General features: G+C 62.1%; 14 protein-coding genes. 10 read left to right on the top strand and 4 right to left on the bottom strand.

Annotated elements, in window-relative coordinates; genetic code table 11:
- Positions 1-163 precede the first annotated feature (163 nt).
- Positions 164-1996, top strand: a complete 1833-nt coding sequence (locus tag LVY65_RS09960; RefSeq protein WP_235067993.1) for a potassium transporter Kup — start codon at positions 164-166, stop codon at positions 1994-1996.
- Entirely contained in the window at positions 1993-2760 is a 768-nt protein-coding gene (locus LVY65_RS09955; RefSeq protein WP_235067925.1) for a transporter, read from the top strand. The genes LVY65_RS09960 and LVY65_RS09955 overlap by 4 nt, the downstream gene beginning before the upstream one ends.
- A 33-nt stretch (positions 2761-2793) precedes the next feature.
- Here LVY65_RS09955 and LVY65_RS09950 read toward each other — a convergent pair whose 3' ends face one another.
- The gene (locus LVY65_RS09950) at positions 2794-3708 is read right to left on the bottom strand and encodes an alpha/beta fold hydrolase (RefSeq protein ID WP_235067924.1); all 915 of its coding nucleotides are present in this window, start codon (positions 3706-3708) and stop codon (positions 2794-2796) included.
- A gap of 282 nt (positions 3709-3990) precedes the next feature.
- Between LVY65_RS09950 and LVY65_RS09945 the strand changes: the two genes are divergently transcribed.
- Positions 3991-6054 carry an alkaline phosphatase D family protein gene (locus tag LVY65_RS09945; protein WP_235067923.1) on the top strand — a complete coding sequence of 688 codons (2064 nt, stop codon included), beginning with the start codon at positions 3991-3993 and terminating at the stop codon, positions 6052-6054.
- 111 nt (positions 6055-6165) lie between these two features.
- Here the strand turns inward: LVY65_RS09945 and LVY65_RS09940 are convergent, their stop codons facing one another.
- A complete protein-coding gene (locus LVY65_RS09940) occupies positions 6166-6873 on the bottom strand; it encodes an alpha/beta fold hydrolase (protein WP_235067921.1) in 708 nt (235 codons plus the stop codon).
- Positions 6874-6990: 117 nt separating this feature from the next.
- Here LVY65_RS09940 and LVY65_RS09935 point away from each other — a divergent pair, with 117 nt between their 5' ends.
- The 4 genes from LVY65_RS09935 (at position 6991) to LVY65_RS09920 (ending at position 9970) form a co-directional block, all read left to right on the top strand.
- Positions 6991-7425, top strand: coding sequence for a MarR family winged helix-turn-helix transcriptional regulator (locus tag LVY65_RS09935; protein WP_235067920.1), 435 nt, complete (start codon positions 6991-6993; stop codon positions 7423-7425).
- A gap of 93 nt (positions 7426-7518) precedes the next feature.
- A complete protein-coding gene (gene speB / locus LVY65_RS09930; RefSeq protein WP_235067919.1) occupies positions 7519-8322 on the top strand; it encodes an agmatinase in 804 nt (267 codons plus the stop codon).
- Positions 8323-8492: 170 nt separating this feature from the next.
- Positions 8493-9707, top strand: a complete 1215-nt coding sequence (locus LVY65_RS09925) for a selenium-binding family protein (RefSeq protein ID WP_235067918.1) — start codon at positions 8493-8495, stop codon at positions 9705-9707.
- A gap of 89 nt (positions 9708-9796) precedes the next feature.
- A complete protein-coding gene (locus LVY65_RS09920; RefSeq protein WP_235067917.1) occupies positions 9797-9970 on the top strand; it encodes a hypothetical protein in 174 nt (57 codons plus the stop codon).
- Positions 9971-9979: 9 nt separating this feature from the next.
- Here the strand turns inward: LVY65_RS09920 and LVY65_RS09915 are convergent, their stop codons facing one another.
- Positions 9980-10933 (bottom strand): prolyl hydroxylase family protein, encoded by a 954-nt coding sequence (locus LVY65_RS09915; RefSeq protein WP_235067916.1) that lies wholly within the window; start codon positions 10931-10933, stop codon positions 9980-9982.
- Between the two features lie 404 nt (positions 10934-11337).
- On the opposite strand from LVY65_RS09915, the gene LVY65_RS09910 reads away from it, so the two are divergent.
- The 3 genes from LVY65_RS09910 to LVY65_RS09900 are packed head-to-tail and all read left to right on the top strand — an operon-like array spanning position 11338 to position 14847.
- Positions 11338-11583 carry an acyl carrier protein gene (locus tag LVY65_RS09910; protein WP_235067915.1) on the top strand — a complete coding sequence of 82 codons (246 nt, stop codon included), beginning with the start codon at positions 11338-11340 and terminating at the stop codon, positions 11581-11583.
- Position 11584: 1 nt separating this feature from the next.
- Positions 11585-12787, top strand: a complete 1203-nt coding sequence (gene spt / locus LVY65_RS09905; RefSeq protein ID WP_235067914.1) for a serine palmitoyltransferase — start codon at positions 11585-11587, stop codon at positions 12785-12787.
- Between the two features lie 56 nt (positions 12788-12843).
- Complete coding sequence (locus LVY65_RS09900) at positions 12844-14847, top strand: ATP-binding protein (RefSeq protein ID WP_235067913.1); 2004 nt, start codon at positions 12844-12846, stop codon at positions 14845-14847.
- Here LVY65_RS09900 and LVY65_RS09895 read toward each other — a convergent pair.
- Positions 14804-15667, bottom strand: a complete 864-nt coding sequence (locus tag LVY65_RS09895) for a hypothetical protein (RefSeq protein WP_235067912.1) — start codon at positions 15665-15667, stop codon at positions 14804-14806. The two genes, LVY65_RS09900 and LVY65_RS09895, sit on opposite strands and share 44 nt — an antisense overlap.
- Position 15668 lies beyond the last annotated feature (1 nt).

Genomic DNA, 15668 nt, shown 5'->3' with positions numbered 1-15668 from the left:
TTTTCGGGCCTGTTTCGATAGCTTTCCTTATGACTCCTCCACGAAAACCACATGGAATCTTTATGCCCCCCGCATCCACCTCGTGCAGATGACAAGCATCACAGCAACGGCCGAGGCCGTCCCAGCCCCCTATCACGGACCGCGCGACCGGCTGCCGATTCTCATGCTCGGGGCGATCGGCGTCGTTTATGGGGATATCGGCACCTCGCCACTTTACGCGATGAAGGAAAGCTTCATCGGGCCGCATCCGATGGCGGTCGATCGGCTGCATATCTTCGGCGTGCTGAGCCTGATCTTCTGGTCGTTGATGCTGATCGTCACGGTCAAATATGTGGCGGTGGCGATGCGCGCCGACAATCGCGGCGAAGGCGGCTCACTCGCCCTTCTGGCGCTGATTTCGCGCAGCCTGCCCGGCCGGAAATGGACGGCAAGCCTGGTCACGATGGGCGTGCTGGCGACTTGCCTCTTCTATGGTGACGCGATGATCACGCCGGCCATTTCCGTGCTGTCGGCGGTGGAAGGACTAACCATCGTCCACGCCAGCCTAGAGCCGCTGGTCATCCCCATTTCGATCGCGATCCTGGTCGGCCTGTTCCTGATCCAGGCGCGAGGCACGGCGCGGGTCGGCGCAATGTTCGGGCCGATCGTGATGATCTATTTCGCGACGCTCGCCGCCCTGGGCATGCACAACATCGTACAGCATCCCGACATTTTGACCGCGCTGAGCCCAAGCTGGGCCATCGAATTCTTCTTCTACAACCCGAAGCTCGCCTTCCTCGCCATGGGATCGGTGTTTCTCGCCGTCACTGGCGCGGAAACTCTCTATGCCGACATGGGTCATTTCGGCCGCAGGGCGATCGGCTTCTCATGGCTGGGCCTCGTCTACCCCTGCCTGATGCTCAACTACCTGGGCCAGGGCGCGCTGCTGCTCGGCAACCCGGCGGCGGTCGAAAATCCCTTCTACCTGATGGCGCCGGACTGGGCGCGCCTGCCACTGGTTGGAATCGCTACGCTGGCGACGATCATTGCCAGCCAAGCGGTGATCTCTGGCGCTTTCTCGGTCACCCACCAGGCGGTACAGCTTGGCTTCCTCCCCCGCCTGAAGACCCTGCACACCAGCGCCAAGGCCGCCGGCCAGATCTACATTCCCGCAATCAACTGGACGCTGCTGGTGATGGTCATCGTGTTGGTTCTCGGCTTCCAGAAGTCGACCAATCTCGCCTCGGCCTATGGCATTGCCGTCACCGGGACGATGCTCATCACGACGGTGATGCTGGCCTTCCTGGTTTTCCAGGTGTGGAACTGGAACCGGATCGTGGCGGCGCTGGTCATCGGCACCTTCGCGCTCGTCGACGGCGTCTATTTCGCCTCCAACATCACCAAGATCCCCGACGGCGGCTGGTTCCCGCTGGTCGTGGCGGCGGTCAGCTTCACCATCCTCACCACCTGGGCGACCGGCCGGGCGCTGATGCGCAAGAGCCTGGAGGAAAGCTCGGTGCCGCTGCAGGTGTTCGTGAAGTCGGCCGCCTCCGCCTTCCGCGCCCGGGGCACGGCGGTCTTCATGTCGTCGACGGCGGACGGCATTCCCTCGGCGCTATTGCACAACCTCAAGCATAACCAGGTGGTGCATGAGCGGGTGATCATCCTTACCGTCAAGGTCGAGGGCGTGCCTCATATTGACCCCGAAAACCGCATCGAGACGAACGACGTCGGCAGCGGTTTCTTCCGCGTCATCCTCCACTATGGCTTCATGGAGGAGGCAGACATCCCGGGTGACCTTGCGCGCGTTACCGACGCCGGTGGCCCCTTCAACATGATGACCACCAGCTTCTTCCTCGGCCGCCAGAAGCTCATCGCCACCAAGGAAAAGCCGGGCATGGCGCTATGGCGGGAACGGCTATTCGCGTGGATGCTCAAAAGCTCCGAAAGCGCGATGGAATTCTTTCGCCTGCCCATCAACCGCGTGATCGAGCTCGGCAGCCAGGTACAGATATGAGCCTCGCGTCAATGCTGCTCCTCGCGGCGGCTTCGGCTGCGAATGAGGCCCCGATCTGCACCGACCGCCCGACCAAGGCGAATGCGATCTGCACGGTACCCAAGGGCAGCTTCCAGCTCGAAACCTCTGTGCTCGGCTGGACGCTTACCAAGGCTGGCGGCACAAAGACCAAGGCTCTTTCCGGGGGCTCATCCTTCCTCAAATACGGATTGACCGATCGCTCCGACCTGCAGCTTGGCTTCACGCCTTACGTCCGCATCAGGAACAGCGGCGCTATCGGGGACCAATCCGGCGTCGGCGACATCACGGTCCGTTACAAGCACTGGCTCTCGACCGGGGAATCTCCGGTTCAGGTCGGCCTTCTGCCCTTCGTCAAAATCCCCATTGCCAGGCAGGGCATCGGCAATCGCAAGCTGGAAGGCGGCCTTGCCGTACCGATCAGCTTTGGCTTGGGCGGCAGCGTCACCGCTACCTTGGGGCCGGAGCTCGACCTCATCGCCGACGGCGACAAGCACGGGCGGCACCTGGGGCTGGTCAATCTCGTCAACCTGTCGGCGCCCATCGCCCCCCGCCTGACGCTGATTGGGGAGCTATGGAGCAATCTCAACTTCGATCCGGCCGGCACGATCAAACAGGCCTCGGCCGACGCAGCGGTGGCCTACGCGCTTTCCCCGTCGACCCAGCTGGACATGGGCGTCAATGCCGGTTTGACGCCTGATACCGCCGATGTCGAAGTCTATGCCGGTGTGTCGCTGCGCTTTTGAAAGGCAAGTGCCCGCTTAACCATTCCGGCCACTTCAGCGCGCGTCGAGGAATTCGCGCACCAGCTTGACCGTCGCATCCGGATTTTCTTCCATGATCCAGTGGCCCGACCCCGGCACTACTCCCTCGGTGACGTCGGTTGCGCCCGCCCGCATGACGACCGCCATTTGGTGGTAAAAGCTCATTTCTCCGCCGATCGCCAGCACCGGCATCTTGAGCTTGCCCTTGGCGGCAAGCATCGCACGATTGTCCGCTGCGTCCTGGTCGAAGGTGTGGAACTGCTCGAAGCCCGAATGCATGGATCCGGGCAACGCATAGAGCTTGGCGTAATGCTCTCGCGAAGCTTCGTCGAAACGCTTGGGATCGGCCGAAAACTCATTCCAGAAGCGGTCGAGGTAAATGCGCTCGCGGCCCGCGACCAGCCGCTCCATGTCCGGTCCGCCGAAGCGGAAGTGCCACAGCAGCGGATTGGTGAGGATTTCCTCCCATGGGCCGATGCCCGGCACCGGGGCGTCGATCAATACGAAGCGATGCACGCGATCGGCGTGCTGCATGGCAAAGGCAAAGCCGACCATATTGCCGATGTCATGCGTCACGAGATCGGCCTGCCTGACACCAAGCTTGTCCATCACCCCCGCAACGTCCTCGGCCTGGGTCTTCTTGTCGAAGCCCGATTTCGGCTTTGACGAAAGGCCAAGCCCGCGCAGGTCCGGCACGATAACCTGGTGGTCGCGCATCAGTTCGGCGGCCAGCGGCGCCCACATGTCGCCGGTCTCGCCATAGCCGTGGAGCAGGACGACAGCGGGACCCTTGCCGCCAACGCGAGTATGAATGGTCGCCCCGTTGGTGGTGATTTCCTGCGTGTGGAACGCGTCGGGAAAAGGCGGAACCTGAGCCGTCACAGGCGTAGCGATTGCCAGCAGCAGGGCAGCACCAAGTTTGAATCGCATGGGCGTCTCCAATCTGGGGAAGTAATGCCGACATGCCGGCGCCCGAGCGGCCCGAACGCTGAGGTGGATCGATTGTAGATCACCGCGGGGCGCCCAAGTCCAGCACGGAGGCGGCAACGTCTATCCACCGCTTTCGACCCGAAGGAGCCATATGACCTTGATCGAGCCGGGCACTCATTCGTCGAAATTCATAGGCGTCCGTCGCTTCGGACTGGCGCGGGCGGAAGTGTCCAAACATAGATGGTGGGCAGCCTGAGCCACCGTTTCGAAAGGGCACGAAATTTGTTCAGCCGCCGGCACTTCATCCAGGTTGCCGCCGCCATGGGAGCATCGCTCGCATGGACCGGCCCGGCCCGGGCCTCCCGCACAAACTGGAGGGAGGAGCGCAGCTTATTCCCGGAAGGAGTGGCCTCGGGCGATCCCGATCCGCATAGCGTGATCCTGTGGACCCGTCGGCCGTTCGACGCGGGAGATCGCCACTTGCTCACGGTTGAAGTCGCCGAGGACGAGGCATTCCGCCGCGTCATCGCCCAGGCACCGGCGCCGGTTTCGGCCGCGTCAGACTGGACAAGCAGGGTGCTGATCGCCGGCCTCAAGCCCGCTCGGACTTATTGGTATCGTTTCATTGACGAGCTGGGCAACGGCAGCCGGATTGGCCGGACAATCACCGCGCCCGCCGACGACGATCCCAGAGCAATAAATTTCGCATTCGTCAGTTGCCAGAGCGTCAATGAAGGCAAGCTCAATGCGTATCGACGCATGATTTTCGAGGACGAGGGAGCCGCGCCCGACGAGCAGCTTGGTTTCGTGTTGCACCTCGGCGATTTCATCTATGAAGTGGTGCAATATCCCGAAGAGGTGAAGACGCGGTACGACCGCACCATCTATGAGGTCGCGCGCATTCCCGATGGACTCAAGGTCGGCAATTTCCACATCCCGCTGACGGTCGAGGGGTATCGCGCGGTCTATAAGGGCTATTTGCACGATCCCGATCTACAAGATGCGCGAGCACGCTGGCCGTTCGTGTGCATGTGGGACAATCACGAGTTTAGCTGGCAAGGCTGGCAGAGCGTGTTGAAGGCGGGGCCGATTGAGCGGCCCGGCCAATCGGTCAAGGTCGCCGCCAACCAGGCCTGGTTCGAGTATCAGCCAGCGCGGGTCGCGAGGCCCGGCGCGTCGCTGGAACGTTTCGAGGCGCCAGCGGTCAAGAATGTGAAGATCGAGCACTATAACGACGACGGCATCGGCGACGAGCCCAACAACCGGGCAGCGATCAACAGCCTGATCGCCTATCGCGCGCTGCGTTACGGCGGGCACCTCGATTTGATCATTACTGACCAGCATAGTTTTCACGGGCCCGACCCGTTTAGCGACCCGTCGCTCGGCGACCTCGGCGACTGGGAAGATTATAACGGGATGTTTCCGGAAGACGTGATGATGGTGCTTGATGGCGGCCGGACCTTCAACGGCGGTAATCCGCCAGCGGAAATAGCGTTCAAGGAAAAGAAGATTGCCAACCCCCGCAAGGCCGCGCCGCCCCAGTCAATCCTGGGGGCGACGCAGAAAGCCTGGCTCAAAAATCAGCTTCGCAAGTCGAGCGCGACCTGGAAGATCTGGGGCAATTCCCTGGGCACGATGGAATGGCGCGCGGACCCGGAAAACTTGCCCGCCGGGCTGACCAAGCAACCTTGGCCGGCCGACACCTTCGCAAACCTTGGCGGCGGCGACCACGGCAGCGCGTGGGTCGAGCGCGGCGAAATCTACGACTTGGTCCGCGATGCGAGGATCACCGGCTTCGCAATCGTTTCGGGCGATCGCCACAGCTTCTGGGCAGGCTATGCCGCTGCGCGGCTTCCACCCGCGAAATTCGAGCCTGTCGGCCTGAGCTTCATTGGCGGATCGCTGGCCAGTCCGGGCGCAATGGAATCTTACGAGCACCGCTTGCCGAAAGACCTGAAGCTGCGGCCATTGTACCTGGCCGACCGGCCAGACGGCGCCAAGGCCGACTGGACGTTCAACATGCTGCTGAAGCACGGTGTTCGGTCGTGCCTGGAATATGCCAAGAGCTTCGATCTCGGGAAGGCCCGGGCGCTCAGCAACCCCGCGCTAGCGCCGCACCTCGAGTTTATTGACATGGGCGGGCATGGCTACGCCAAGGTCCGCTTGACCGGAAGCGAGATCCGGACCGAGTTCGTCTGCATCCCCCGGCCGGTAACGCGCAGCGATCCCCCCGACGGAGGCCCCTTACGGTATCGCGTCGCTCATACTGCGCGCCTATGGGAACCGGGAGAACGGCCGGAGCTTAGAGTTACTGTTCTGGAAGGCGACGCAGGCCTCGCGATCTAGGATTGTGCATTAAGGCCGCGTTTCACCCCCCGCGGCACTAGGCGCTCTCCGAATTGCCCCATTCTGATAATCAGAATGGGGCGGTTGACCAATGCCAACCGCCCCTAAAGTTTATGCGACTGCTATGGCCTGTTCAGCTGCCAGCGATACCAGGCGTGCGACCTGTTCGGGTCGCGACACATACACCGAATGGCTCCCCGGCGTCTCGCTGACCTGGGCGCCAGCACGTTCCGCCATCATGCGCTGTGCGGGCGGCGGGATCATGCGGTCGTCGGCCGCAACGAGGTAGAAGGAGGGCTTCGACTTCCACGCCGGAACGCCGACTTTTCCGGCAAGCGCATCCACGCCCCAGGGGACCTGCGAGTCCGCCATGAACCGGGCGGTATCGGGATCGACGTCGGCTGCGAATGAGTCCGCGAACCTGGCGCCGTCCAACTTCAAATAACCGTCCTGCGGCGGCAGGATCGGCGGGACCGGAGCGCCGGGCGCCGGGTTGGCGATGAGGGTTTCGACAGACTCGCCCGCATCCGGCGCAAAGGCGGCGATATAGACCAGGCTGCGAACTTTCCGGTCGTTGCCGGCTTCGGTAATGACGACTCCGCCATAGGAATGGCCGACGAGAACCACCGGGTGACTAGCGGAAGCGATCGCGCGCCTAGTGACGGCAACGTCGTCGGCCAGTGACACTGTCGGGTTCTGGACGACGATGACCTCATAGCCGTCCTTCGTCAGGATGTCGTGAACGCCTCTCCAACCCGATCCATCGACGAACCCGCCGTGGACCAGGACGATGCTGACTGGCTTTTGTGATGCGGACATTCTGTTTTCCTTTGAATTGTGACGATAATGATTATCGCGATAATTATCTTCTAGATTTCCCAATAACCCTTGTCAAGCGATTCATTATCGCGATATACAATTGCAGGAGATCCGGTTATGAAGCCTCAGAAACTACCTTTGGAAGGCCAGCTTTGTTTCTCGCTTTATGCGGCAAGCATGGCGGTCAATCGGACATACAAGCCAATGCTCGACGCGTTCGGCCTCACCTACCCGCAATATCTCGTCCTCAGCGCATTGTGGGAACAGGACGGGCTGGCAGTATCCGCGATTGCCGACCGCTTGTCGCTGGAGTCCAGCACCATCACTCCGCTGGTAAAGCGCCTGGAGGCGGCAGGGTTCCTTACGCGCGAACGCAATCCAATGGATGAGCGCCAGGTCATCGTGAGCCTGACGGCCAAGGGCCGCGCGCTGGACCAGAAGACGGCCTGCCTTACGCAAACCCTGCTGGAGCGATCAGGGCTCACGCCGGAAAAGCTGACTAAACTCAACGGCCAGGTCCGAAAATTGCGGGATGCCCTCAGCGGGACTTAGCGCAGCTTCGGCTTTCGACCTGTTATAGCCACTTGCCGTAATGGCAGCTTTCGACCCATTGCGGTCATTGCCATCGTTACCTAGCCTTCGCGCATGCTGAAAACGGTTCGACTGATCGGATTGCCGACGGATTCGCATTCGTCCTTCCTGCGCGGGCCAGCGCAGGCACCCGGCGCTATCCGGGCGGCGCTGGCATCCGAACATGGCAACAGGGCAACGGAGCTGGGTGCCGAGCTCGGTCTCGATATTGCCCTCGAAGATTTGGGCGACCTGAACCTCAAGGAGTCTGCGGCCGATTTCGACTGCATCCGCGCGGCCGTGGCCGCGGCGGCCCAGGGCGGAGCAACGCCGCTTTTTCTAGGCGGCGATCATATGGTCACTTATCCGATCCTCGCGGGCCTCGCGGAGGTCCACGGCCCAGTGAACATCCTGCATTTTGACGCCCATCCGGACCTTTATGACGACTTCGAGGGCGATCCGCTAAGCCACGCTTCGCCATTCGCGCGGATCATGGAGCGGGGACTTGCGAGTCGCCTCGTGCAAGTGGGGATTAGGACACTAAATGGCCATTGCCGGGAGCAGGCCAGGCGGTTCGGCGTTGAGATCATTGAAATGCGGCACTTCGCGCACAATGCGGTGCCCATCCCTGCTGCGCCGCTTTACGTCAGCATCGATTTGGACGCCCTCGACCCGGCGTTCGCTCCTGGTGTTTCGCATCATGAACCGGGCGGGCTGTCGGTCCGGGAGATCCTATCCGTGCTTCATCGCATCGAGGTGCCTGTCGTCGGCGCGGACGTGGTGGAATATAATCCGACACGCGACATCAACGGAATGACCGCCGTGGTTGCCGCCAAACTCGTCAAGGAGCTGGCCTCGCTCGCGGCCGGGCGAAGCTGAAAGGATAGCCCGCGCCGCTAATGTTCGCTTTCCACCGATTCCGGCCATAAGCCCTAGTGGCAGTTTCCACCCATTGCGGACATTGGCGTTGAGTGAAACTATCAGGCTGCTGATGTGACGCGTACGATTGGTCGCAATCCGTGTCTCTGCGACGATAGGGGGGAATAACGATGTTTCGTGGTTTTCGACTGTTTGCGCTGGCGTCGCTGGCATTGGGTGCGGCCGCACAATCCCAACCTGCCAAATCAACCGATCGATATTTGTTCGTGTGGGTCGGTGACCCTGTAAAGACCGGCAACGACTTCCTGGCTGTGGTGGACGCCGACCCGGCTTCTCCGGCCTACGGCAAGTTGGTTACCAGTGTCGGCACCGACCAGAAAAGCTCGAAGGCCCACCATACCGAATATGAAATGCCGGTCAGTGGAATGCTGTTCGCCAATGATCATGACGCCAATCGCACCGTGATCATGGATCTGCGCAATCCGCGCCAGCCTCGCCAGGCCGGCGCCTTCACCAGCCTTGGCGGTTACAGCATGCCGCACAGCTTCGCTCGCCTGCCCAACGGCAATGTGCTGGCGACCTTCCAATATCCCGATCACGGCGGCCACATGGTCATGGGCGGGAAGAGCGGCGGGCTGGTGGAAATCGACGATTCCGGCAAGATCGTGCGGTCGGCAAGCAATGCCGACCCGGCGTTCGCGGACGAGGGGCTGCTGCCCTATGGGCTGGCGGTCCTGCCGAAGATCGACCGGGTGATCGTCACCAATTCGCCGATGGGCGACGATTTCCTGCTGACCAGCAACACCTATCAACTGTTTCGCCTGTCGGACCTCAAACTGCTGGGGACGTACAGGCTGGACCCCGGCCCCCGGCTCAATGGGCATATCTCGCCCGAGGAGCCGCGGATCGGACCCGATGGGGCGGCCTATGTCCAAACCCTGTCATGCGGCGTGCAGCGGGTGACCGGCATGGAAGGCCCGGCGCCCAAGGCAAGGCTGGTTCACCAGTTTCCGGGAAGCTGGTGCGGCGTTCCGACCATCGCCGGGCATTATATGGTGCAAAGCGTCCCCGACATCCACGGCTTCATAGTCCTCGACATTGCCGACGGAAACAGCCCGGTAGAGGTCTCCCGGCTGGTCATTGGCTCGGATTTTGCGCCGCACTGGACAGCCTGGGACCCGAATTCCAGGCGCCTGGCCGTTACCCCCCAAAAGCCGGGCGAGCGGATGTATTTGCTCAAGCTCGACGAGAAGAGCGGCGCGCTGACGATCGACGAGGCATTTCGCGGGGCGGATGGCCAGCCCGGATTCAGCTTTGCCAAGCAGTCATGGCCGCACGGCTGGACTGGCGAGGGCGCCCCGCATGGAGCGGTGTTCTCGCGCTGATCACGCCGCCTACGCCCCTCGACCATCAGGCTTCGCATCTGCGGTCGCCGCCTGTCGGAACCCGAACCGGAATTTTACGTTTGGGGAAAATGTCCGACGATCAACTCGCCAGCTATTTTGCCGACCGTGAGCGCTACGAGCGGAGCATGAGCGATCGCGCGACCAACCTGCGGGTGGCCGCGGTCCACACGGAAATGGCGGATCGTTATGAGGCATTGGCGGTGGTGTTCGGCGCGAAGCGCGCCACCGGTTTGCGCAGCTAGGCTACCGACTCAGCCTGGCGCTCGATTCCGCACCCATTGCGAGAAAACCCATTTCTCGCCGCGCGTCGGCGGGCGGCCGGCATGCTGTGACTTTGAGTCCGGCCTTCCAGCCGAATCGACATTGCCGAACACCAGTGCATCGCCGGGCCCGCCGCGATGGTCGATCTGAAGGCGCGGGAAACTCGTCTCGCCCCCCTCGAAGTCATCATTGAGGTAGATGAGGACAGTTGCAACTCGTTGGCCATTGCGCGCAATTTCCTCGCGCATCGCTTGCGGGTCGAGGAAGTCGCAGTGCAACACAAATTCCTGCCCGACGCCGTAATGCAGCACTTGCGACATCTCCAGGCATCCCAGCGGCGCGTCGAGCTGGTTCGCGATACGGTGTCGGATCATCTCGACGACCATGTCCGAATTGCAGAAATTGAATAAAGCGCTCTGATTGGTGCGCCCGGGGTCGATCCCTGACGGATTATTATAGACGCCTGCCCGGTCGAGCCGTGGCGCAGCCGCGGCGATCAGCCACTGGCATTCGGCGGCGCTGGCGAAGTCGGGCACGGCGTGGACGATCGGGCTCGCCGAAAACATGTGACCCGGGGCCGTGGACGCCCTTACGCGCTGCGCGATCGGGATTCGCGACCGCATTTCGCCCCAATCGCCCTGCCGCGGCTCGGCCGAGTCCGCCGGCTCAAACTGGTCGTCGGCCAGCAGGATCAGCTGCCGGGCCGCATATTGCGAACCGCGCCCGGCCGCGATTGCCAGCAAATCCAGCGCCTTGTCCCAACTGGGGGCGCGGCCCACTCCCCTGCATTCGAGGAGCGCCTGGCGCTCGATGGCGTCCGCATGGCCCGCCGCCGCCGCCGCATCGATCAGCACTACGGCCTTTTCCCAGTCCGGGGACAGGGTGTTGCCGGCAAGCATGGCCATGCCGGTTCGAAACTGATTGTCGGATTCTGTTTCAGCCATGGCGTTCATCCGCAGCTACACTCCCAAGCGCGGTCTAGACCGACGCTTGGGGCACGCGTCCCGCCGGCGGCCAATGCAGCAAAGGATAACAAGGTCATGTCCGCCAAATTCCACGTTCGCCCGGGATAGGCAATGTCCGCTGCGGGCATCGGTTGCGCGGGATTGGTAAGAACATTCAATGCCGCCGTCCGAAAATCCTGTCCTACAGGTATCCGCCTGTGAGAAGCTGGTGGCGGCTCCTTCTCATTGCCTGGCATTTGGGAGATCCGCCGCCCTTAAGTTCACGAATATGGCGCCTGACCCCGTGACATTGGTGAATTTAGTGACGTTAGGTGGCGGTCGTCCCGCCCTCTTTGCGCCCCATTCGATTGCGAAAGCCCGCGCTCCTCACTAGGGACGCGAACATGACCGACCGAGCCGAAACCGACGCCAGGGTGAAGGCCCTGATCGAGCCGTTCAACAAGAAGGGTATCGAGGTCACCGACCAGACCCGGTTCGCCCAGGACCTGGAGTGGGACAGCCTTACCGTGCTCGACTTCGTCGCCAATGTTGAAGACGAGTTCGATATTCTCATCACCATGAACCAGCAGGCGGAGATCGAGAACGTTGGCCAGCTGGTCGACGCGGTCGACAAGCTGCAGGCGGCCTGAATTGACTGACCTATTCTCCAAATTCGATCCGCTGATCGAAACTCGCGAACAGTTGCTTTCGACCGGGGTCACCGACCCGTTCAACCTGGTGATGGAAGAGGTGGTCTCGCCGACCGTCGCCATCTGCAACGGCCGCAAGACGATCCTGCTCGGCACCTACAATTATATGGGAATGACGTTCGACCCCGACGTGATCGCGGCGGGCAAGGACGCGCTGGACCGGTTCGGCTCCGGCACCACCGGCAGCCGGGTCCTCAACGGCACCTACGTCGGCCACAAGGCGGTCGAGGAGGCGCTCAAGGACTTTTACTCCATGGACCACGCCATGGTCTTTTCGACTGGCTACCAGGCGAACCTCGGCATCATTTCGACGATGGCCGGCAAGGATGACTACATCATCCTCGACATCGACAGCCACGCCTCGATCTACGACGGCTGCGCGCTCGGCAATGCTCAGATCGTGCCGTTCCGTCACAACGACATCGACGCCCTCGAAAAGCGGCTGAAGCGCCTTCCCCAGGACACGGGCAAGCTGGTCGTGCTCGAAGGCGTCTATTCGATGCTCGGCGATATCGCTCCCTTGAAGGAAATGGTCGCGGTTTCGAAGGCGCATGGCGCGATGGTCCTGGTCGACGAGGCCCATTCGATGGGCTTCATCGGGGAAAATGGCCGCGGCGTTGCCGAAGCGCAGGGCGTCATCGACGACGTCGACTTCATCATCGGCACTTTCTCCAAGTCGGTCGGAACGGTCGGCGGATTTTGCGTCTCCAATCACCCCAAGTTCGAAATCCTCCGGCTGGTTTGCCGCCCCTACGTCTTCACCGCCTCGCTTCCGCCGAGCGTGGTCGCCACCGCTGCGACCTCGATCCGCAAGCTGATGCACGGCAAGGCGAAGCGCGACCATCTGTGGGAGAACAGCAAGAAGCTGCACGCTGGCCTGAAGGCGCTTGGCTTCACCCTTGGCACCGAAGCGCCACAGTCGGCGATCATCGCCGTCATCATGCCCGACCTGGAACGAGGCGCGGCGATGTGGGAGGCGCTTTTGCACGAGGGCCTCTACGTCAATCTCGCCCGCCCGCCCGCAACCCCGGCCAACATGACCCTTCTTCGCTGCTCGCTGTGCTCCGAGCATTCGGCGGAGCAGGTCAACGAGATTCTTGGCATGTTCGAGGCGGCGGGCCGTGCCACGGGGTGCATCGGCTGAGCAACGTCGCCCTAATAGGGGTTTCGCTCCCCGAATCCGGAGTTTAGACTGGCGCCATGACGCCGGGGGAAGAAGAACAATGGTTCTACTGGCGCCGCGGCGGAGCAGCGGCGGTGGCGCTCGTCGCGACCTTGGTCCTTTTGGGGATGGTCGTGCTGGTCGCAATGACCAACAGCGCCCGCGATCAGGCTCTTGAGGCTGAGCGTCACGCTTATGACGTTGCCCTTCTGACCCGCACCGCCGACGCCAGCATCGCTAGGGCCGAGGCGGCGGTTGGTCGATTTGCCCTCGATGAGGACATGAAGTCGAGTGGCAGTCGCTATTATGCCCAATGGCGCCTTGCCGAGCAGCAAATCTCCCAGCTCGAACGATCGGTCTCGCCCGATCCTCAGCAGCAGCGGAGAACTGCAGAGCTGCGCATGCTGTTCAATGAACGCGGCAAGCAGTTCAGCGATGTCGCACGCTACATCGCCGGCCGCCAAAAAGCTTATGGCCTCAGCTATTTCTACTCGATCTCGGTCAAGCAGAACGGGGTTGATGATGTTGGCACGAGGCTGAGGGGCAAGCTTTCGGAAATCGCCAATGCCGAGCGCGCCGGATTGTCGGAAAAGATCGAGGAGTCGCAGCTTTTTTCCGCCGAAGCCGACCGGCTGACCGATTATCTTAGCTGGCTCGGCGTCATCGTCGGGTTGTTCGCGATCTTCATGGGTTACATCGCGGTCCAGGCACTGCGCCTCAACGCCGCCGCCCGACGCGAGGCCGAGAGCGAATCCGAGCGTGCCCAGGCCCTGGAGCAGGCGGTCCGCGACCGCACGCAGGAGCTGTGGGAGGCGAACCAGGCGCTTAAGGCCGAGGCGGTGGAACGCCAGGCGGCCGAGGCCCAGCTCCGCCAGGTCCAGAAGATGGAAGCGGTCGGCCAGCTGACCGGCGGCATCGCACATGATTTCAACAACATGCTGGCGGTCGTGGTCGGCGGAATCGACCTTGCCAGGCGTCGCCTCAACGGTCCGCGAAGAGAGGTGATGACCCACCTCACCAATGCGATGGAAGGTGCTACGCGTGCCGCTGCCCTGACGCGCCGCCTGCTCTCATTTGCGCGCTCGGAGCCATTGCTTCCCGAACGCCTCGACACCGCAATATTGGTCGGCGGCATGAGCGAGCTTCTTGACCGCACGCTGGGCGAGCGGATCAAGGTCAAGACAGAACTGGCCAATGACGCCTGGCCGGTCTTTGTCGACCCTCACCAGCTGGAAAATGCCATTCTCAACTTAGCGGTCAATGCACGCGATGCCATGGACGGGACCGGCAAACTGACCATCCGCAGCCGAAATGTGACCATGGATTCCAATGCGGTTGGCGATATTCGGGCAGGCGAATATCTGGTCATCGAAGTATCCGACACGGGCTGCGGCATGACCCCAGAGGTCAAGGAGCGCGCGTTCGAGCCCTTTTTCACTACTAAGGCGGTCGGCAAGGGGACCGGTCTCGGCCTCAGCCAGATCTTCGGCTTCGCCCATCAATCTGGAGGCGAGGTCGGCATCGAAAGTACGGTTGGCAAGGGCACAACCGTATCAATTTACCTGCCACGAACCGATGCTCAGGCAAGCAATGTACGCGCGCACCCGGCGATGCAGGCAAGGGCGGAGGACGACATGACCGTGCCCGGCGCGAGAATCTTGCTGGTCGAGGATGATCCGCGTGTGCGGACCGCGACGGTGGGGGCACTCGAGGACCTCGGCTACGAACCCATCGCCTGCGCAAGCGGGGCGGAGGCACTTGCCTTGTTCGACAGCATGGAATTCGACCTGGTTATCTCCGATGTCATCATGCCGGAAATGACCGGGCCGGAAATGATCCGTGAGATGAAATCGCGTCGGCACGATTTCGCCGTCTTGTTCGTCACAGGCTATGTCGGCGAAGGCGAAGGCGACGATCTTGTGGGCTATGATCTGCTAAGGAAGCCGTTCACCGTGAGCACTCTTGCAAGTGCGGTGGCCAGCGCCTCGGCCCGACGGCCTAGCGAATCGCGCCCGATCGGAGGAGCTGCGGCAGCAGGCTGATCGCGGCCAGCAACGGATGCCGCTTCTGCCACGGCTTTAGCTCTATTTCCGTCCCTGCATGGCGGTTGATCTTCCAGGCGATATATTCCGCACCCCCGGCATAGGTCGCGCTCGCTTTTGCCAGTCGAATGACCGACAGCACCTTCCCCTCCATCCGACGCCGTGCCCAGCCACCCGCGCATGCAGAAGGGTCGATCGCGGCGATTACAGCTGGGGAAAAACGCTCGTAGCGCGAGATATCGGCATCAATCACCGAGCCGGCGCGCCCTTTGCGCTCAGCCCGAAGCTCGGCTGAATAAGTCAGCGCAAATGCACGCCGCCACCAGTCGAGAACAGGTTCACCCTCAACTCTCCCTGCCGCAGCGAGCAGCGTAGGCGCGGCGCGCGTGACCGCTTCGATCGCGGTACGAGCGGCAAGGTCATCCGCCGCCCAGACCAGCCGCGACGGCTGGGCGAAGCGCGCCCATACCGAAACGTTGAGCGTTTCCGGACCATTCAACCGATGAAAATCCGCCTCGCTCAGCACGGCATATTTGGCGGCGAGGCCGTCATGCTGGAACGGGAATACATTCGGGGGGATCAGCTTGTTCGCCTTCACCAGCCACGCCTTGTCATAGGCAGCGCGATAATCGGACACGATAAGGTAGAAATCGAGCATCAGCCCATCGAGCTGCTTTTGGCGCAGGCAACTCCCGTAGAAGAGCACCGCTCGGCTTGCCGGGCCATGCTTTGCCGCAATGGCCTTCGCCATTGCGGTCACCCTTGGGTCGACAGGCTGACGAAGTTCGGCCTCGACGAGGACGCATAGGGCATCGGACATT

Origin of the sequence: Sphingomonas cremea, from assembly GCF_021502585.1 — a bacterium.
Taxonomy (GTDB): Bacteria; Pseudomonadota; Alphaproteobacteria; order Sphingomonadales; family Sphingomonadaceae; genus Sphingomicrobium; species Sphingomicrobium cremea.
This window is presented reverse-complemented; position numbering and strand designations above follow the sequence as displayed.